Below are 20,954 nucleotides of genomic sequence, written 5' to 3' on the forward strand. Positions count from 1 at the left end.
ATAAAAAAACCGGCGACGACCTACTTTCCCGGGCGGCTGCCCACCAAGTATCCTCAGCGCAAAGGAGCTTAACTTCTGTGTTCGGGATGGGAACAGGTGTATCCTCCTCGCTATTGTCACCGGATATTGAGGTTTGTACCCTCAAAATTGAATAACACTAAAGTGTTCTCCTAAACCATTTGGTCAAGTTGTCGACCTATTAGTATCGGTCAGCTAAATACATTACTGCACTTACACCTCCGACCTATCTACGTGGTAGTCTCCCACGGGTCTTACCTTACGGAGGAAATCTTATCTTGAGGGGGGCTTCGCACTTAGATGCTTTCAGCGCTTATCCCGTCCATACTTAGCTACCCAGCTATGCCCTTGGCAGAACAACTGGTGCACCAGAGGTATGTCCATCCCGGTCCTCTCGTACTAAGGATAGCTCCTCTCAAATTTCCAACGCCCACAGCGGATAGGGACCGAACTGTCTCACGACGTTCTGAACCCAGCTCGCGTACCTCTTTAATGGGCGAACAGCCCAACCCTTGGGACCTACTTCAGCCCCAGGATGAGACGAGCCGACATCGAGGTGCCAAACACCATCGTCGATGTGAACTCTTGGATGGTATAAGCCTGTTATCCCCGGGGTAGCTTTTATCCGTTGAGCGATGGCCCTTCCACTCGGAACCACCGGATCACTAAGCCCGACTTTCGTCCCTGCTCGACCTGTATGTCTCGCAGTCAAGCTCCCTTTTGCCTTTGCACTCTTCACGCGATTTCCGTCCGCGTTGAGGGAACCTTTGGGCGCCTCCGTTACTCTTTAGGAGGCGACCGCCCCAGTCAAACTGCCCACCAGACACTGTCCCCATACCGGTTAACGGTACCAGGTTAGAATTCCAACATTACAAGGGTGGTATCCCAACGGTGACTCCTTATATACTGGCGTACATATCTCTCAGTCTCCCACCTATCCTGTACGTGCAATGCCGAAACTCAATATCAAGCTACAGTAAAGCTCCACGGGGTCTTTCCGTCCTGCTGCGGGTAATCGGCATCTTTACCGATATTTCAATTTCACCGAGCCTATTGTTGAGACAGTGTCCAGATCATTACGCCTTTCGTGCGGGTCGGAACTTACCCGACAAGGAATTTCGCTACCTTAGGACCGTTATAGTTACGGCCGCCGTTTACTGGGGCTTAAGTTCACTGCTTCGCTTACGCTAACACTTCCCCTTAACCTTCCAGCACCGGGCAGGCGTCAGCCCCTATACTTCAGCTTTCGCTTTAGCAGAGACCTGTGTTTTTGGTAAACAGTTGCCTGGACCTATTCACTGCGGCCTGCATTCGCAGGCACCCCTTCTCCCGAAGTTACGAGGTTATTTTGCCGAGTTCCTTAACAATAGTTCGCTCGCTCACCTTAGGATTCTCTCCTCATCTACCTGTGTCGGTTTGCGGTACGGGCACCTTGGATCTAATTAGCGGCTTTTCTTGACAGCGTGAAATCAGTTGCTTCGTCTCTATCGACTCCCCATAACAGACCAGCCTTTCAATATGCGGATTTGCCTACATATTAGCCTCTCTGCTTAGACACGCTCGACCAACGGCGTGCTCAACCTATCCTTCTGTGTCCCCACTTCATTCATGCAATCCTCGGTGGTACAGGAATTTCTACCTGTTGTCCATCGCCTACAGCTTTCGCTCTCGGCTTAGGCCCCGACTAACCCTGAGTGGACGAACCTTCCTCAGGAAACCTTAGATTTTCGGCGGACGGGATTCTCACCCGCCTTACGCTACTCATGCCAACATTCTCTCTTCTATACAGTCCACCTCGCCTTTCAGCTCAACTTCTACCCGTATAGAATGCTCCTCTACCAATTATTTCTAATTCCAAAGCTTCGGTGGTAAGTTTTAGCCCCGTTTATCTTCGGCGCAACATCACTCGACTAGTGAGCTATTACGCACTCTTTAAATGTATGGCTGCTTCTAAGCCAACATCCTAGCTGTCTGTGCAATCTCACATCCTTTTCCACTTAACTTACTCTTTGGGACCTTAGCTGTTGATCTGGGCTGTTTCCCTTTCGACCATGGAACTTATCTCTCATAGTCTGACTCCCAAGTTTAATATCACGGTATTCGGAGTTTGAGAGTTGTTGGTAGCCGGTGAAGGCCCCGCGAACAATCAGTGCTCTACCCCCGTGTATCTTGACTTGAGGCTAGCCCTAAAGCTATTTCGAGGAGAACCAGCTATATCCGAGTTCGATTGGAATTTCACCGCTATCCACAAGTCATCCTAACCTTTTTCAACAGATATAAGTTCGGTCCTCCATAACCTTTTACGGTTACTTCAACCTGCTCATGGATAGGTCACCCGGTTTCGGGTCTACAGCATATAACTTTCGCCCTTTTAAGACTCGATTTCTCTTCGGCTCCGTTACTCCAGTAACTTAACCTCGCTACATACCATAACTCGTTGGCCCGTTCTACAAAAAGTACTAGGTCACTTTCGCTCCCTACGCTTGTAAGCATTAGGTTTCAGATTCTATTTCACTCCCCTCCCGGGGTTCTTTTCACCTTTCCCTCACGGTACTTTCCTCTATCGGTCACTGGGTAGTATTTAGGCTTGGAGGGTGGTCCCTCCTGCTTCAAACCGGGTTCCTCGTGTCCGGTCCTACTCCGGTGCCACCTGTCTTGACTTCGCTTCGCTTACGGGAATTTTACCCTCTTCGTTTGTACTTTCCAGTACTATTCAGCTCACTAAGTCTTCAACTTTTTGGTGGTCCACTACCCCTAACTGCTTGCAGTTAGGTTTGGCCTCTTTCCATTTCGCTCGCCGCTACTTTGAAAATCGATTTTTCTTTCTCTTCCTAGGGCTACTTAGATGTTTCAGTTCACCCCGTTCCCTCCGTATGACTATGTGTTCACCATACGGTACCAGTGCATTACCACTGGTGGGTTCCCCCATTCGGATATCTATGGGTCAAGGGATATGTGCTCCTCACCATAGCTTTTCGCAGCTTATCACGTCCTTCTTCGGCTCCCAGTGCCAAGGCATCCACCTGATGCTCTTCTTTACTTGACCTTGCCTGATTTGCGTTAATCAGGTCTTTCTCTTCACTATTGTTTCTCGTGTGAATCTCTTTCTGGTTTTCTCTCAACAAATTCTTCTTCGAAATTTACCCTTACTCTGATTTCTCAAGGAAATCAGGCTTCTCTCGATTTCGTTGTCTATTTGTCTTTTCTACACTTCTGTGTTATTCAATTTTCAAGGTGCTAACCGTTATTTTATAAAAAAATAACATGGTGGAGAATAAGGGGCTCGAACCCTTGACCCCCTGCGTGCAAGGCAGGTGCTCTCCCAGCTGAGCTAATTCCCCAAATAAAACTAACATAGTATAGAGACCTTAGTCTCCTTAGAAAGGAGGTGATCCAGCCGCAGGTTCTCCTACGGCTACCTTGTTACGACTTCACCCCAGTCATCGGATTTGCCTTAGGTAAACTGTTTTTGTCCAACTTCGGGCACCCCCAACTTCCATGGTGTGACGGGCGGTGTGTACAAGACCCGGGAACGCATTCACCGCAGCATTCTGATCTGCGATTACTAGCAACTCCATCTTCGTGCAGGCGAGTTTCAGCCTGCAGTCCGAACTGAGATCGGTTTTTATGTTTTGCTCCGCATCGCTGCTTTGCTTCTCTCTGTACCGACCATTGTAGCACGTGTGTAGCCCAGAACATAAGGGGCATGATGATTTGACGTCATCCCCACCTTCCTCCGAGTTAACCTCGGCAGTCTCGTCAGAGTCCTCAACTTAATGTTAGTAACTGACAACAAGGGTTGCGCTCGTTGCGGGACTTAACCCAACATCTCACGACACGAGCTGACGACAACCATGCACCACCTGTCTCCTCTGTCCGTAGAAAAAAACGATTAAGTTCCTGTCAGAGGGATGTCAAGTCCTGGTAAGGTTCTTCGCGTTGCTTCGAATTAAACCACATGCTCCGCTGCTTGTGCGGGTCCCCGTCAATTCCTTTGAGTTTTAGTCTTGCGACCGTACTCCCCAGGCGGAGCACTTAGTGCGTTAACTGCGGCACCGAAGTCTATCGACCCCGACACCTAGTGCTCATCGTTTACGGTGTGGACTACCAGGGTATCTAATCCTGTTTGCTACCCACACTTTCGTGCCTCAGTGTCAGTTGCTGTCCAGAAAGCCGCCTTCGCCGCCGGTGTTCCTCCTAATATCTACGCATTTCACCGCTACACTAGGAATTCCGCTTTCCCCTCCAGCACTCAAGTAACCCAGTTCGCATGGCAATTAACGGTTGAGCCGTTAGTTTAAACCTTGCGCTTAAATTACCACCTACGCACGCTTTACGCCCAATAATTCCGGATAACGCTTGCCCCCTACGTATTACCGCGGCTGCTGGCACGTAGTTAGCCGGGGCTTCCTCCTTGGGTACCGTCATTTTTTTCTTCCCCAAGAACAGAAGTTTACGACCCTAAGGCCTTCTTCCTTCACGCGGCGTTGCTGCATCAGGCTTTCGCCCATTGTGCAAGATTCCCTACTGCTGCCTTCCGTAGAAGTTTGGACCGTGTCTCAGTTCCAATGTGGCCGTTCACCCTCTCAGGTCGGCTACTGATCGTCACCTTGGTGAGCCGTTACCTCACCAACTAGTTAATCAGACGCAGGCCCATCTCTCACCGATAAATCTTTGGTCAGCTTAACATGTGTTATTTTGACTTTATGGGGTATTAATCACCGTTTCCGATGGCTATCCCCCTGTGAGAGGCAGGTTGCCTACGCGTTACTCACCCGTCCGCCGCTTTCCATCACTTTACTTCTTCCGAAGAATTAGTAATGTGACTTCTCGCTCGACTTGCATGTATTAGGCACGCCGCCAGCGTTCATCCTGAGCCAGGATCAAACTCTTAATTAATTGTATTTGCTCTGACCTTCTTCGTCAGTTCAAATCTATCCTCTCAGAACGACTTTTGACTTGCGTTCTCTCGAATTACTCTCGAATTGTACGTGAACCTGTTTGTTCTTTGTACTTCATCAATTCATTTCGAAGATTTTATCTTCTTTTTATTGACTAGGTTCTATACTATGTTGTTTTCAAGGTTCTCTGCCACTTTTTTAGGGGCTACCTTGTACCCCCTGCCTTAGTGACAGCTTATACAGTATAGCCCCTTTTCTTTTACTTGTCAATCTCTTTTTTTGCTTTTTTATGCTTTTTTTGTATTTTTTTCTTTTTTTATGTTTTCCTATTATTTATCTCGGTTTTTTGCTATATTTTTTACTCTTCCTTCTTGATTCACCTATCTTGTTATGCAAAGTTTCTTCTTTTATAAGCTCTTCTGTATATTTTGATATTCTCTCCCTTGCTTCTTTGGAGTCTTTCATTGCCTCTTTTGCTCTCTCCATGGCTTCCTTCTCGTCCATCTTAGCATCCTCAAGTTTTTCTTTCGTGCTACTAAGGAGCTCAGACTTTTTATATTCAATTTGAAGTGAAAGCTTGAAGCAGTCAAGCCCGATAAGCATTATAGATATTCCTACTAAAATTAGAAGTCTTATATCAAAAATAATTTCATTAAAGAAAGTGTATAATCCAACCAAGGTCGTTATTATGCCAAGAATCTGAGAAATGTTTTCTATGGTAGAATTAATTCTGTAGTTCATCTTATTGATAGATATGGACTTCAGTCCCTCTAAAGTTGTCCAAAGTGCGAAAACCGGAAGTACCCCAGTAGCATCAACAATCTGCCCCGATAAAAATACAATTCCTATAATTGTTGATAGCGTAGCTTCAATTCTCACAAAATTTCTTACCCTGTCATCAGCATTTATCTTGCAAAATAGGCTGACAAACAATTTTGCTATTCCCATTATAATTGCAATTATTCCAATAATAGCAGCCAGTGATATAAATGGCATATTGGCATTCGCAATGCAGAATGCTCCTGCTCCTGTCATAAGCAAGCTAGAAATCAGCATGAATATTCTCATTTAAGTCGCACCTCCTAAATTTCTCTGATATGATAACATTTTTTTAATCTTCTTTCAATTTTTATCTTCTTTAAATTAATATCAGCTTGTCTAATGATATGTGAATATGCAAACTTCATATATCTTCATATATAATGTGTCTAATGTGTGCAGTTTTTCATCTTTTAAAATTAATTTCCTTTTTAATGTCAGATTTAAACTAAAAATTTAAATAAAAACGCCCTCGCATAAAGCGAAGGCGTTTCTTTCTTAAATATTTCATTTTAGATGGTTATAATATTGTAAAATTATACTAATTCATAACCCTTTTTAAATGCTTCGATGTTTAGCTCTTTGAACTTTGGCTTTACATTAGCTGCGATATATTTATCCCAGTCAACATCGTCAAGTCCACCGATTGCCTTAACTAGAGCACCAAGAAGAACGATGTTCATTGCCTTTGGATTTCCAAGTTCTCCAGCAATCTCTCCAGCCTTTAGAGTTGTAACTTCTGCCTTACTCTTTAGAAGTTCAATTATGTCAGCTGGATATTCTGCTGCACCTAGATTTACAGGAGCAGGCTGGATAGCAAAATCATTTATTACCATCTTTCCGCCAATCTTGAGATATTCTAACCATCTCAATGCTTCCATTCTCTCAAATGCAACGATTACATCGGCTGAACCCTTACCAACGATTGGTGATTCAACTTCTTTACCGTAGCGAACCTGTGTTGATACATTTCCTCCACGCTGTGACATTCCGTGAATCTCACTCATTTTTACATCATATCCTGCTTCCATAAGACCGCTTGTTAAAATCTTACTTGCAAGGATTGTACCCTGTCCACCTACTCCTACGAGTAGAATATTTTTTACATCACTCATTATCTTGGCACCTCCTGAATAGCTCCAAATGGACATACCTGTTTACATACTGTACATCCTACACAGTTGTTCTTATCGATAACAACGCTGTCCTTAGTAGAGATTAGAGCTGGGCAACCTGTCTTAACGCACATCTTACAGTTTCTGCACTTCTCCTGATCAATCTCGCACTGTCTTGTCATCAATCCTGAAGATGTAAACTCATCAATATCCTGCTGGCTGAATTTCTTTAGCGCACATGGCCATCTTGTTATAACAACTGTAGGCTCATCCTTAGCGATTGCTGCCTTAACTGCTTCCTTAGTCTCCTCAAGCTTGTTAGGGTTTACAATCCAGATATTCTCTTCCTTGATTCCTATTGCCTTACATACTGCAGGAATGTCAATCTCTGCTGCTTCATCTCCCATGAGGGTAAATCCTGTTCCTGGGTTCTGTTGATGTCCTGTCATTCCTGTAATTCTGTTGTCAAGAATGATTGCAGTATTGCTTCCCTTATTATAAGCCAAATCTTCAAGTGAGTTAATTCCTGTATGGAAGAATGTTGAGTCACCAATTACAGATACAACCTTAAGGTCCTTATCGCCAAACTCTCTAAGAGCGATAGATGCACCGTGACCTGTAGAAATACTTCCACCCATGCAGAAGCAAGTGTGAAGAGCATTAAGAGGTGCTGCTGAACCAAGTGTGTAGCAACCGATGTCTCCTGTAATCATAATGTTCTTAATCTTAGAAAGAACATAGAATAGACCTCTGTGTGGGCAACCAGCACAAAGTACAGGAGGTCTAACAACAGCCTTAACATCAGATGAATAATTTTCTGGCTTTTCTCCGAGAAGAGAAGCTCTTACGATGTCTGTATTTAGCTCGTAATATCTAGGAATTAAATCCTTACCAATGCACTCAATACCATTCTGCTTCATGTATTCTTCGAGGTATGGATCCATTTCTTCTACTACATATACCTTGTCAACCTTAGAACAGAAGTCCTTAACAAGCTTCGTAGGGAATGGGAATGTCATACCAAGCTTTAGATATGAAGCCTTATCTCCGAATGTCTCCTTAACATACTGATATGAAATACCTGATGTTACAACACCAATCTTTGTATCATTCCACTCAGGCTGGTTGATTTCGATAGTATTTGCATACTCTTCCATTGCCTCAACTCTATCCTGAAGTTTAGCTCTTAGAACTGTAGCATTTGCAGGTGTAGCAACATATTTCTTGATATTAGGTTCAAATGGGATTGTTTCCTTAACAACTCTCTCACCTAATTCTACGATACCCTTTGAGTGGCATACTCTTGTTGTAACATGGAAGAGTACAGGTGTATCGAATTTTTCTGAAAGATCAAAAGCAATCTTCATATAATCCTTAGCTTCTTGGCTTGAAGATGGCTCTATCATAAGTAATCTTGCAGACTTGGCTGTGTTTCTGTTGTCCTGCTCATTCTGTGAGCTGTGTAGACCTGGGTCGTCTGCAACAACAATTACGAGTCCGCCTGTTACTCCAGTATATGCAACTGTAAATACAGGGTCAGCAGCTACATTAAGACCTACATGCTTCATTGCCGACATAGCTCTTACGCCTGCAACAGATGCTCCGATAGCAGCCTCTACAGCTACTTTCTCATTAGGAGCCCACTCTGAATAAACGCCCTCATCTTTATACTGAGGCATATTCTCGAGAATTTCGGTACTCGGTGTTCCCGGATATGCTGAAGCAAACCTAACTCCGGCCTCATAAGCACCGCGAGCAATTGCTTCATTGCCCGACATAATTACTTTCATCTATTTACCTCCTTAAAATCAAGTAATACAACTTGTGTTTTTAACTCCGAATATTATACATCTCGTCAAGCTATTAGTCAACAAAGATTATTTGCTTAGTTAGTTGCCTCTAACATAGTAATGCGAACGCTTACAATATCCCTGCCCTTATATTTTTATTAATTTTAATTTGATGATTTTCACAAAAATATTTCTGTCTTTTTTGTTTTTTCTATTGACAATCAACAAATTTTGTTGTTTAATATTGAACAACCATTTGAATAACAACTGACACGATAGAGGTTGCGGTATTCATCAGTAACAATTGTATATTCTCGGGAAGGAAGCAATTGCGAAAGGGAAAACCGCCGAAGATTAGATATTTCCCGATATTTATTCTGGGGCGTAGTAATAAGATGCTGCGTACTGTCACATTTATGTGGAGCGCTATCAATGGTCATGAATTTAGTAAATTCTTTAAATGCCATGGATAGGTTTCAGACGATATTCATGGTTTTTTATTTACTATTTTTTATTTTGAATGGAGGTTTATCATTATGAATCGTTCATTAAGAAGCAGGATATTATATATAATGTGTCTTGCAAGTTTTCTAATTATTTCCGCTACTTCCCTATCCTTGGCTGCAACCGAGCCGGCTCTTTACGCAACTGCTTGGTCTATCTTGCCACCAATTGTAGCTATTACTTTGGCTCTCATAACTAAGGAAGTATATAGCTCTCTTTTCCTAGGAATCCTTACAGGTGCTTGCTTATATGCAGGTCCGAATTTTTCCGGAATTGTTAAGAGGGTGGTAAATGACGGAATCGTTGCCTCATTATCCGACCCATATAATGTAGGAATTTTAATCTTCTTAGTCGTCCTTGGAATGTTAGTTTCGATGATGAACAAATCGGGTGGGTCCATGGCTTTCGGTCGCTGGGCTTCATCAAAGATTAGATCTAGAAAGGGTGCTGAGCTTAGCACAGTAGGTCTTGGTCTATTGATTTTTGTAGATGATTATTTCAACTGTCTTACAGTCGGAAGCGTAATGAAGCCTTTGACAGATACGCATAAGGTTTCAAGAGCAAAGCTCGCATATTTAATCGATGCCACAGCTGCACCAATTTGCATACTTGCCCCAATTTCATCTTGGGCGGCGGCTGTAAGCGGTTTTGTAAAAGGTCAAAATGGTTTGACTTTGTTTATAAAAGCAATTCCATATAATTTCTATGCCTTGCTAACAATCGTCATGATGATCGCTATTACATTGATGAACTTCGATTATGGAAAAATGGCAAAGTATGAAAGAAATGCTATTGAGAAGAATGACCTATTTACAGTTAAAGATATAAATTCAGAAAATGCTGATTCACAAAAAGACGAAGTAAATCCTGACGGAAAGGTCATAGACCTTATCTTCCCTGTAATCGTGCTAGTAATTTCATGTGTCATAGGAATGATATACACTGGTGGATTTTTCAAGGGGACTTCATTTGCAGCAGCATTTGCAGGCTGTGATGCGGCAGCAAGCTTGTCCATGGGTTCTCTTGTAGCCTTGATTATTTCAATAATCTACTATGCTATCAGGAGAGTACTGACCTTCGAATCATTAATGAAGTGTGTTCCTGATGGTTTTCAATCAATGGTAGCCCCTATACTTGTTCTAACCTTTGCATGGTCGTTAAAGGCAATGACAGATCAGCTTGGACTTGCAGAATATGTAGCCAACCTCGTTGATAACCTAGGTGATGGCTTTGTATCATTCTTCCCAGCAATTATATTCTTAATTGCCTGCGGACTTGGAATAGCTTCTGGAACATCATGGGGAACATTTGGAATATTAATTCCTATAGCTCTCGCAATTACATCAAACAGACCTGACCTTATGATAATTGTGATTTCTGCTTGTATGGCAGGAGGCGTTGCAGGAGACCACTGTTCACCAATTTCTGATACAACAATCATGTCATCTGCAGGTGCGGGTTGCAACCATGTGAGCCATGTTGAGTCGCAGTTCCCTTATGCTCTAACTGTTATGGGCGTATCATTTGTAACATATGTGATTGCAGGCTTTACAAGAAATGCTTGGATTTCACTTCCTGTAGGAATTATTGCAATGCTACTTGTGCTATTCTTTATTAAAAAATCAAGGCTGTTTGGAGCTGTTTGCCTAGACGAGCTTTCGGAAGAAAAATGATTGATCTTACAAAGAGTATTAGAAGATTCCTCGGAGAAAATTGATTTACTTCGCAAAGAATATTGATTCATTTTGCAAATAAAATTAATTGGCATAAAAAGATTAAAACCCTTTTCACAGATGAAAAGGGTTTTATTTATGAAATAATTTAATAGTAGTTCAACTTTTTAAATCTGATTTCATTTGCCTAAATCTAATTGTAATTGTTTTAATGCAACTAGATTTTTCTAGTTATTTGAAACCAAGGCTTGCAATGTATCATTCGCAACCTCTCCTGCTGTAATATATCCGGTTCCTCCACCCTTTACCCATGTGACAAAGGCATATGGGTGTGCCTCATCTCCAAGAAATCCTACGAACCATGAATCCGATTTTTTTCCTCCTGTTTCAGCTGTTCCGGATTTCGCATAGATGTCTAGCCCTGAAAATCTCGAACTTCCATAATTATCTTCTACAGTGCTTTTCATCATCGACTTTATCTTATTTGCAATATCAGGAGAAATATATTCTCCGATGATTTTTCCACCCTTTTTCTTTTTAAAGAAATTCGTTTTGTCAATCATAGTAGGTTTTACAGCCTTGCCATCATTTGCAATAGCTCCCATAAATACCATCATTGAGCAAGGGTTGATGAGGTCCTTATGCTGTCCTATTCCCGCCCAGCTTAGCTCTATATCGTCATTATTAGGAAAATCGAAGCTTCCTTTTTCAGCCTGAATACCATCGACATCAATGCTATCCATTAGTCCTGCGTCTTTTGCTGCTGCTTTTAAATTTTTAGAACCAACCGTCCTTGAAATTTCGCCATAGGCTCCATTGCAGGATTTGACAAGTGCTTCTTCAAAATCAACATTACCATGATTTCCTGTGCACCTGATATTTACACCATGAAAATTATTAATTCCATCACATTTAAATGAAAAAGCGTCCGTATCCATATTCCTAATAGCTGCAACTGATGTAACAAGCTTAAATGTCGAGCCGGGGGTGAGCTTACCAAGCATAAATGTGTTAAAGAAAACAGGTGAATCTGGATTTTGGGGAATATCTCCAAGTGGATCAATCGCAGGGGAGTTGACAAGTGTCATAATTTCACCAGTTTTATAATTAAATACACCTATAAATCCCTCTCTGCCATTGAGCGAGTTATATGCGACCTTAGATGCCCCCGCATCAATACTGAGTTTTAATTTTTTACCGCCCTGTGATTTATCATATGTTCCATTTAGTAAGTCATATCCTATCAGCTCGCTTTTCCACATATTAATTGCACCCGTGGAAATATTACCCTTCGTATCACCTACTGCAAAAATTGTTCCGGCTCTAACATCCGAATCTTCGTTATATTTTACTCCATCCTTTGAGCAGGAAAGAAGAATATTATCATGTCTATCAGATATTTCGCCTCTATTGATTTCACCCGCCGTATATATCTGAGTATTTCCATAAAATCCAGCCCAGTCACCGCCTTCACTAACATATTTAAATGTAAAAAATACCATTCCTAAGAAAAGTATTCCTGCTATAAGAAGGCAAATCCTTGCTCTTCGCTCAAGCTTAAGCATATCCTTCCACCTCCTCAGTAACTGCAATACTCGCATTTTTCCTCATATCGGATACCTTGAAATAGGATAGCATAGCCCATGAAGCGAGCATACTCGTTCCACCTGTAGATATAAATGGGAAGGTTACTCCTGTAAGAGGGAATAAATCCACAGAGCCAAATACATTGAGCATTGTTTGAACCATGAACATAGTTGCTGCACCGCAAGATGCAATTGTATAAAATGTAGATCTTCCTGCAACGATAGAGTTGACCGCAAAAAGCGACAGCGTGATTATGCAAAGAACCAGCAATATAGCTATTATATATCCCCATTCTTCCATAACATATCCAAATACGAGGTCGGTATTTGCCGCCGGAATATTCTTCAATCCTCCATTTCCGCCGCCAAGACCAAGAAGCCCTCCTCCTGCTCCATAAGACATCGTCCTCGTCTGCTGATAACCCATGCCATTGACAAATTCAGGTTCCCAGACATGACGCCAAGCACCGAATCTGTCTGCTATATATGGCATAAATCTAAGAACGATTAGTCCAAAGAAACCCGCTGCTCCCCCAGTTAGGATTAACCTTGAAAAATCTCCACTCCTTAGATAGGAAACAACAAGGTAGGTCGAAAAGAATATAAGTGCTGTTCCGAAATCCCTCATAATTGCAAGACACAAAAGGCAGAATGCCGAAAAAGCCATATATTGGTATAAATTATTCTTTCTAAAAAGCTCTTCAAGGGTTCCTGCACCTATAAGTATGAAGGCAACTTTAACTAGCTCAGATGGTTGTAAAGACATACCTCCTATCGAAACCCAGTTTGTTGCTCCAAATTTTGCCGTACCAAATATTAGATTAAATAGCAAAAGTCCAATAGAAAGCACAATCAGCGTTAGCCTTATCGTCTTTGTCCTCTCGAGATCTCTTTGAAAATAGCAGAGCACGATTAATAGAAAAACTCCAATACATATAGCGATGAATTGCTTAAATGTTTCGGTTGGTGAAGCCGACGCAGTTACAAGAAGGCTAATCGTTGACATAAAAAATGCAATTATTTCCATTTCAAATGCCTTCCTGCCTTTTTTCTTGAAAAATATGACATAGGCCCACATGAGAAGCGATATTCCTATTATGGACAGAGCCGAACTTTGGTTGAAATTATTTCTCATTCCGATCATAAGCTGAAGTATTGAAAGAATCTGAAAAATCGTCACCGCTATGAGCGATTTCCATGGTGACATAGGCTCTCTATCCATTCTCCTAAGCTCTTCATTATTCCTGCTCTCCTCAAAGCTTATTGCTGCAAGATTGCATTTAACATTTCCAAATACAATCTCATCTCCAGTATTTATGAGATATTTCTTCCCCTGCTCAAGCCTTGTACCATTGACCACTGTTCCATTTTTAGAGCTAAGGTCTTTTATTATCCAGCTTCCGTCTTTTCTCCTCATCATAATCGCATGATTTCGTGATACGGATTTATTATCAATCTTTAAATCTGAAGAACTGCTTCTTCCGATAAGATTTTCCCAGTGTGATATTGGCAGATTGTATCCGCCTTCAACATACATATAACCCCAGACCTCTGGCGTAGCTCTTGTCGATAATAAAGACAAAATAGCCTTGACCAAAATATAAATGGCCAAGACTACGAATATCCACCTGAGAGGCGTTGTAATATGTTTTAATATTTCATAATTGTTATTTATAAGGTTTATTATAAAATCAAACATAATCTATTTTTTCCATGATGTTTTTAAATTAACTATACTATTGAATACCTTTTTGTCTCCCGTAGTCAACTTGCTATCCGCAATATAATATCCTTTTCTGAAAAATTGAATCCTTTCTTCCGGCTTTATATCAGCGACAAGTGGCTCTGCATATCCCCATGTTTCCTTGAGTGAATCCGGATTAAATTCCTGCGTTCCATCTTCTTTTTCTATCATCATATGAGAATACTCTCTAATATCAATCTTAATCGCTGTGCTCGCTTCAACAAAGTGAATAGTTCCCTTTACCTTCCTAGTCTTGCACTCGCCGCCCTTTGTATCAGGGTCATATGTTCCATGAATTTCTTTTATAGAGCCATCTTCATTCTTTATAACTTCATTGCACTTAACAAAATAAGCTCCCTTAAGCCTTACCTCATTGCCAGGGAAAAGCCTGAAATATTTCTTAACCGGCACTTCCATAAAATCGTCGCCGTCAATCCAAAGCTCTCTTCCGAATGGAATTTCACGGGTCCCAAGCTCCGGCACATTTCTATTGTTTTCTACTTCAATATTTTCTATTCTGCCTTCTTCCCAGTTGGTTATTATGAGCTTGATTGGATTTGTAACGATGTGCCTTGTTTCGCACTTGTTCTGAAGGTCGCTCCTGATGCAAGATTCAAGTTGTGCTATATCTACCGTAGAATTTGCCTTTGCAACTCCTATCTCATCGCAGAACTGCCTGATAGCTTCCGGCGTATAACCTCTCCTCCTTATACCCGCAATTGTAGGCATCCTAGGGTCATCCCAGCCTGAAACCGTCCCATCTTCGACCATGGCTCTAAGATACCTCTTGCTCATTATCATGTTCGTAATATTAAGCCTTGCAAACTCTATCTGCCTTGGTGGATTTTTCCAAAAGCCTACTTCTTCAAGAGTCCAGTCGTAGAAAGGTCTATGGTCTTCAAATTCGAGCGTGCAAATAGAATGTGTGATCCCCTCGATTGCATCTTCGATAGGGTGGGCAAAATCATACATCGGATATATAACCCACTTGTCCTTTGTATTGTGATGTGTTTCATGAAGAACTCTGTAGATTACAGGATCTCTCATGTTCATATTTGGAGATGACATATCGATTTTGGCACGAAGCACTGCCTCTCCATCTTTAAACTCACCATCTCTCATCTTCTGAAAAAGTTCAAGATTTTCTAGAATGCTTCTGTTCCTATAAGGGCTTTCCTTGCCTGCCTCTTTTAGCGTACCTCTGGTATTTTTAATTTCCTCAGGAGATAGATTGCAGACATAAGCTTTCCCTTTTTTTATAAGCTCTATTGCTGCATCGTACATAATGTCAAAGTAGTCAGATGCCCACCTATGTTCAGCCCATTCAAATCCAAGCCATCTTACATCGTCCTCAATGGAGTTAACATATTCTATGTCTTCCTTGACCGGATTCGTATCATCATATCTTAAATTGCATTTTCCGCCATACTTAAGTGCCGTGCCAAAATTCAGGCAGATTGATTTTGCATGGCCTATGTGCAGGTACCCATTTGGCTCCGGAGGAAATCTCGTAATTATTTCCTTATGCTTTCCACTCTCAAGGTCCGCTTCAATTATATCGTGTATAAAATTACCCGGCATATCTTTATATCTGCTGTTATCCATAATTTCCTCCGTTTTTAGTGATAGAAGATTATAACATAATATGTTCAGTCTATCAATTTCTATATATCCGTCCTTGCAAGCATCTCTGCAGGTGTCTTTCTCATAGAGCTAGCAACAGGTATAAGTCCTATTATTAGGTTGAAGAACATCAGCATTGCAAAGGTGATAATTGCAACTGCTGGATTTACTGCATACATCTTTGCTAATGTATCAGAGATTTTTATTATGTTAGACCATATATAGTACATAAAAGCAATTCCTGGAATTACAGTTATCAGATTAATGGCTATTATCTCTCCGGCAAACATCGTCGTTATGTCACGCTTCTTTATTCCAATAGCTCTCATAATTCCAACTTCCTTGAGCCTTGAAAGGAAGGACGATCTAAGCATCAGATACATCTCAATGAGTGAGATTGTGAGTATTACCGCTGCGAGGATGAGTGAAGTTATCACGCTCTTATGTCTGCTATCATCATATTTCGCCCTCTCTTCGTCTATATTGATATTTGCATTTATCCCTTGCTTGCTAAGCTCGTCTTTAACCTTAATAGGATCATCTGCATATATTGAAATAACTTTCTGCTTGCCTATGTATCCAGCCCTTAGGGTTTCAGAAGATACATAGTTAAAATCTCCTATTTGACTGCTCTTATAATATCCAACAACTTTTAGCGGATGATCGTTAACCTTAGTAGATATTGTCTTATTGAGTTCAAACTCATCCTGCTGGGATTCATTTACTATGACCTCATACAAATTTGTAGGTGCTCTTCCCTTTTTTATTGTAATATCCTGAGCTCTTGAATAATCTTTCAGCATATCGCTCTTAGATGGATCACCTTGAGCCTTTTCTATCTCTAGTTGGCTTAGTATATCAATGTATGAATTATCACTTACATAAAAAGATAGTGAACCTGTATCTGAAATCGCACTTATGATATATGTCTCATTTCCTCCAAGACTGATTCTTTTCCCTATGAAATCTGAGTAATGGATAACTCCTGCATTCTTGCCTGACTTAGCCTTAAGAAATCTCTTAGCTATCAGCTTATCCAGAACTATCTCATTATCATTTCCCTTGTATTCGCCTTTGATAATATCATCTTTATCAAGCACCTTAGATAGGGCTATTGAGCCTTCAAGCCTTCCAATGGCAGTTGCCGTCTGGTAATAGTCATTCATCATGAGCGAAAGTGTAGCCTTTGAATTGCCAGGTATTACATATTTAACTCCGGATACGCCTGAAGCCTTGGTGATAATTTCTTCATTTTTAGATGAGTTAGTTGCCGTCAAATAATGCTTATTTGTTGAAATATAATCCTCGGTCTTGACCGTCATAAGCCCTACTATATTGCTTACAGCGAGGAACGAAAACATTGCAGCGAAGAAAAATCCTATGAGCAAAATCTTCTTTCCCTTATTAAATTTCCTTATTGATTTAAAGCCCTTGACCACATTGTTAAAAGGTGTGTAGAGCGATGTGTATTTAGCTTTGAAATTCTTAGGAAGATGCTTATCATATTCAAAAGAATGTTTATCATATGTTTCGCTATCTATTACCTTATAGTGGTCATCTATCATCTCTATATTTGAGTCATCGCTTACCACATTGTATTTATTGTCCGTATCTATATAGAGATTTCCACCTCGAATTACAATTTTTATTTCCGCCTTATGTTCTTCATTGCTAAATACATCGACTTTTACATCATCATCAGAAAAACTTTTCTGCACATTCATATCCTTTAGATATATCTTGTTTTCAAGCTGGTAGTCCAGATACCTAGTTGAATCATTAAGTCTATCTGATATTATTTTGCCATCCTTTAATTCAATTATCCTGTCCGAATAAAATTCAGCTATCTTCTTTTCATGAGTGACGAGTAAAATCAGTCTTTCCTTTGAAATAGCTTTTATAATATTCATTACTTCAAGGGTATTTGCACTGTCGAGATTGCCAGTTGGCTCATCGGCGATTATTATTCTAGGATTTTTTACAATCGCCCTTGCTATAGCTACCCTCTGTCTTTGACCACCCGAAAGTGCATCAGCTCTCCTCTTTCTGAACTTATAAATTCCAACAGCTTCTAGGCAGTATCTCACCCTCTCATCAATGATTTTTTCATCTTTAATTCCAATCATTCTTAGAGCTAGTGCAACATTTTCATAGACTGTCCTATCGTCGAGAAGATTATAATTCTGAAAGATATATCCTATCTTTGCATTTCTAAGAGTATCAATCTTACCTGACCTTTTCTTAGATATGCACTCATCATCTATGTAAACCTTACCTGAGCTAAGCTTGTCCAGTCCACCAATCGCGTTTAAGAGCGTAGTCTTTCCGCAGCCAGATGGTCCAAGGAATGATACAAGCCCTGTTTCAGGAAGGTCTATAGATATATCGTTTAAAACATGATTTTCATTGCTTTTATTTTTATAATAATATTTGTTAAGCTTTTCTAATTTAATCATTTTATATCTCCTCCCTGTACGCATTCATAGCACTCTTGCTGAACATCTTTCTCGAATATCTTCTTGCTATCAAAAGAGATAATATTATAAGTATTGCTAATAGAATAATGAAATCTAGAGGCGATATATATGAAAGATTATTTTTTAAAATAGGTATTTTCAAAATATCCTTATTTACAAGTAGTACGAAAATTATATTGAGTACATATGAAATCATCGCCATAGCTATTAACTCTATTTTCATAATATTACTTGCATTATTCCTTTTAGCTCCAAGTATTCTAAGAGTTGAATAATATGTATTTCTCGATTTCATTATCAGCCTTATTACCGCATAAGAGATGAAGAATAACACTATAATCATAGCCATGAATATTGCAAGCTGTAATAATCTTAGTACAAAATATACTATGCGGTCAGGGTTTGTCAGCGATTCCTTAATCGGAAGAACCTTATAACCTGATTTGCTAAGTGAATCAGATAGCTCCTTTACATCTTTTTCATTTTTGGCAAAAGCACTTACCTGATAATTTTCATTGCTATAAAGATCATAGTAATCGTCTTCGTTAATATATATGTGCGTTGATGCTTCTTCAAAGAAATCTTTTTCTATTCCTAAAGCTTTCTTTGCATTCTCGCTATTAACAACCTTTCCTACGGTTAAATTCAAATTATTCGTTTCATGAAGTCCATTAGATGTGATATTAAGTGGCTTATATAAGGCTTCTCCATTTTTATAATAACCGGCATGCGATTCAAATATATATGCCTTGCCCTTGCTTACATTCGCTGACGGGCGAAGAAGGTCACTGCCTTCGCCAGCCCTTATCTCCTGCATTTTACCGTTATAATCCATAAGGAGGTCTGACTGCCTTGCGAGCATTCTCGATGCTATTATCTTATTCGTATTGCTATTGACATATAACCTTCCTGTCTCAAAAGAATCTTGAGCCGCATTTTTATCTCTATTTATAAATGCTATTCCTACTATTTTTACCTTTGAAGTCAGAAGCTCTTCTCCCTCATTGACGCCGTCAAGATAATACTCTTTACCTATCATGTCCTTAGCGGATTTTTTTATAGCCCTTGCCTGATAATGGTCGTTATAAACAGCTATCATAACCTCGTTATCATTTTCCGGAAGCTTGCCATATTTGACATTAATTTTTTCACCCCCTGTATATGTCCTCACCGGCCCATTTATATATGCCTGCTCCGTTGGTATCGCTCCCAAGGTGTCAAGCTGAACATCGTTATTAACTACATGGTCTACAAGCTCATTTTTCTCTATTTCCTTGACTTCCTCAGGCGTGAAATATGTTCCGTCTTCTTTTGTAACTATAACTCTATTACGCCTTAAATCTGCAAAGTATTGATTATAGCCTATCTTATCCATATCTGTGATGCTTGCCTTTGTTGAAGCGTACTGGTTTGTCACTGCGGTTGATATGAACAAATATACAATCAGAAGTAGCATGAATTTTGAGAAGATATTAAATGTATTTCTCATACCTAGGTTTAATTGACTTCCAAAGTTCATTGATTTTATTTCAATGCTATCCTCGCTAACCTTGCTCTCACTATCAATCTGCCTTTTTTTAATTTGCCTTCTTGTTCTTCTGCCTTCTAAGTTTGATGCCTCTGATGTTGGTGCATCTGAAGCTGAACCTGATGCCTCTGAATTTAGTACATCTGAATTTAATACCTCTGAACTTTGTTCACCTGAATTTGGTGCCTCTGAATTTGACGCACCTGAACTTGATGCACTGTCTAAGTCTAGATATGAGCTAAAGCCCTCGCTCATATCTCTCATATCTTGCGAAGTTTTTAGCTTCCTATCTTCAATTATCTTACCGTCGTGCATGGTAATTTTTCTCGTAATATATTCCTCTACCTGTTCATAATTATGGGTAACAATTATTACGAGCTTGCTCCTAGATACTTTTTTAAGAGTCTTAATAACGAGATCTGCTGACTTGCTGTCGAGATTTCCCGTCGGCTCATCAGCAACTATTATCGGTGCATCCTTAGCTAGAGCCCTTGCAATAGCAACTCTCTGTTTTTGACCTCCAGAAAGCTTTGACACCTTAGCATTTTTAAACTCGCTAAGACCTACAAGGTCTATTAGTTCTTCTATTTTTTCCTTGCACTCATTCTTTCTTTTACCCGAAATGAGCATGACAAGCTCTATATTCTGATATACAGTGTAGCTATTTACGAGATTGAAGTCCTGAAAAATATTGCCTATGTATTTCTTTCTATATGCTTCGTAATCCTCAACTTGAAAAGCACTTGTATCTTGACCCGCTACATACATCTCGCCTTCTTCATATGTATCTAGTCCGGAGATTACATTTAAAAGTGTTGACTTACCGCTTCCGCTTTCACCGGTAATAGCGACAAATTCTCCTATGTCAAGCATAAGGTCTACCCTAGAAAAGCCGGTGCTTACCGTGTCTTTATTGGAATAGAACTTCGAGGCTTTTTTCAACTCTATCATGTGATTTGCCATCAGCCTTCCTCCTAAAATATATTATCGTAGTTTTTATACTGTATTACTTTTCTAATACAGTAATATATCTTTTATTATTTGTCAACTATTTTTTTATAGATTAAACTACTTTTTTAATTGACATTCTATTTTCTTCTGCTTGAAAATAATAGGTATGCGTGCTATCATTTACTAAGTTTTATTAAGCAATTACAGATTTTATCTGATACAAAT

At 40.2% G+C, this 20,954-nt stretch carries 9 protein-coding genes, 1 tRNA gene, 3 rRNA genes and 1 riboswitch; of the genes, 1 reads left to right on the top strand and 12 read right to left on the bottom strand.

The annotated features are described in order from the left end of the window. Positions 1-7 precede the first annotated feature (7 nt). The 7 genes from rrf to iorA all read right to left on the bottom strand — a co-directional run bounded on the left by rrf (position 8) and on the right by iorA (position 8,643). Positions 8-124: ribosomal RNA gene (gene rrf, locus BQ5371_RS01870) — 5S ribosomal RNA — on the bottom strand. A 55-nt stretch (positions 125-179) separates the two neighbouring features. Continuing rightward, positions 180-3,064: ribosomal RNA gene (locus BQ5371_RS01875) — 23S ribosomal RNA — on the bottom strand. 219 nt (positions 3,065-3,283) lie between these two features. Continuing rightward, positions 3,284-3,359 (bottom strand) — tRNA-Ala (locus tag BQ5371_RS01880). Between the two features lie 40 nt (positions 3,360-3,399). After that, a 16S ribosomal RNA gene (locus tag BQ5371_RS01885) occupies positions 3,400-4,917 on the bottom strand. Together the 16S, 23S and 5S rRNA genes with 1 tRNA gene alongside form the textbook arrangement of a ribosomal RNA operon. A 335-nt stretch (positions 4,918-5,252) precedes the next feature. Continuing rightward, positions 5,253-5,987 carry a DUF308 domain-containing protein gene (locus BQ5371_RS01890; RefSeq protein WP_071132268.1) on the bottom strand — a complete coding sequence of 245 codons (735 nt, stop codon included), beginning with the start codon at positions 5,985-5,987 and terminating at the stop codon, positions 5,253-5,255. Positions 5,988-6,274: 287 nt separating this feature from the next. After that, positions 6,275-6,853 carry an indolepyruvate oxidoreductase subunit beta gene (locus BQ5371_RS01895; protein WP_071132269.1) on the bottom strand — a complete coding sequence of 193 codons (579 nt, stop codon included), beginning with the start codon at positions 6,851-6,853 and terminating at the stop codon, positions 6,275-6,277. Then, positions 6,853-8,643: an indolepyruvate ferredoxin oxidoreductase subunit alpha gene (iorA, locus tag BQ5371_RS01900; protein WP_071132270.1), complete on the bottom strand. Its 1,791-nt coding sequence runs from the start codon at positions 8,641-8,643 to the stop codon at positions 6,853-6,855. Before iorA ends, BQ5371_RS01895 begins: the two co-directional genes overlap by 1 nt. 268 nt (positions 8,644-8,911) lie before the next feature. Then, positions 8,912-9,080, top strand: a riboswitch (Lysine riboswitch). Between the two features lie 99 nt (positions 9,081-9,179). Between iorA and BQ5371_RS01905 the strand changes: the two genes are divergently transcribed. Further along, complete coding sequence (locus BQ5371_RS01905) at positions 9,180-10,820, top strand: Na+/H+ antiporter NhaC family protein (protein ID WP_071132271.1); 1,641 nt, start codon at positions 9,180-9,182, stop codon at positions 10,818-10,820. A gap of 227 nt (positions 10,821-11,047) precedes the next feature. Here the strand turns inward: BQ5371_RS01905 and BQ5371_RS01910 are convergent, their stop codons facing one another. Genes BQ5371_RS01910 through BQ5371_RS01930 form a run of 5 tightly spaced genes read right to left on the bottom strand, consistent with a single transcriptional unit; the run spans position 11,048 to position 20,741 of the window. Further along, positions 11,048-12,385, bottom strand: a complete 1,338-nt coding sequence (locus tag BQ5371_RS01910) for a penicillin-binding transpeptidase domain-containing protein (RefSeq protein WP_071132272.1) — start codon at positions 12,383-12,385, stop codon at positions 11,048-11,050. Further along, complete coding sequence (locus BQ5371_RS01915; protein WP_071132273.1) at positions 12,378-14,105, bottom strand: FtsW/RodA/SpoVE family cell cycle protein; 1,728 nt, start codon at positions 14,103-14,105, stop codon at positions 12,378-12,380. The genes BQ5371_RS01910 and BQ5371_RS01915 overlap by 8 nt, the downstream gene beginning before the upstream one ends. A gap of 3 nt (positions 14,106-14,108) precedes the next feature. After that, positions 14,109-15,755 carry a glutamine--tRNA ligase/YqeY domain fusion protein gene (locus tag BQ5371_RS01920; RefSeq protein WP_071132274.1) on the bottom strand — a complete coding sequence of 549 codons (1,647 nt, stop codon included), beginning with the start codon at positions 15,753-15,755 and terminating at the stop codon, positions 14,109-14,111. Between the two features lie 59 nt (positions 15,756-15,814). Continuing rightward, positions 15,815-18,229, bottom strand: a complete 2,415-nt coding sequence (locus tag BQ5371_RS01925) for an ABC transporter ATP-binding protein/permease (protein ID WP_071132275.1) — start codon at positions 18,227-18,229, stop codon at positions 15,815-15,817. Position 18,230: 1 nt separating this feature from the next. Continuing rightward, the gene (locus BQ5371_RS01930; protein WP_071132276.1) at positions 18,231-20,741 is read right to left on the bottom strand and encodes an ABC transporter ATP-binding protein/permease; all 2,511 of its coding nucleotides are present in this window, start codon (positions 20,739-20,741) and stop codon (positions 18,231-18,233) included. Positions 20,742-20,954: the final 213 nt, after the last annotated feature.

The organism is Alterileibacterium massiliense, from assembly GCF_900104645.1.
GTDB lineage: Bacteria > Bacillota > Clostridia > Peptostreptococcales > Anaerovoracaceae > Alterileibacterium > Alterileibacterium massiliense.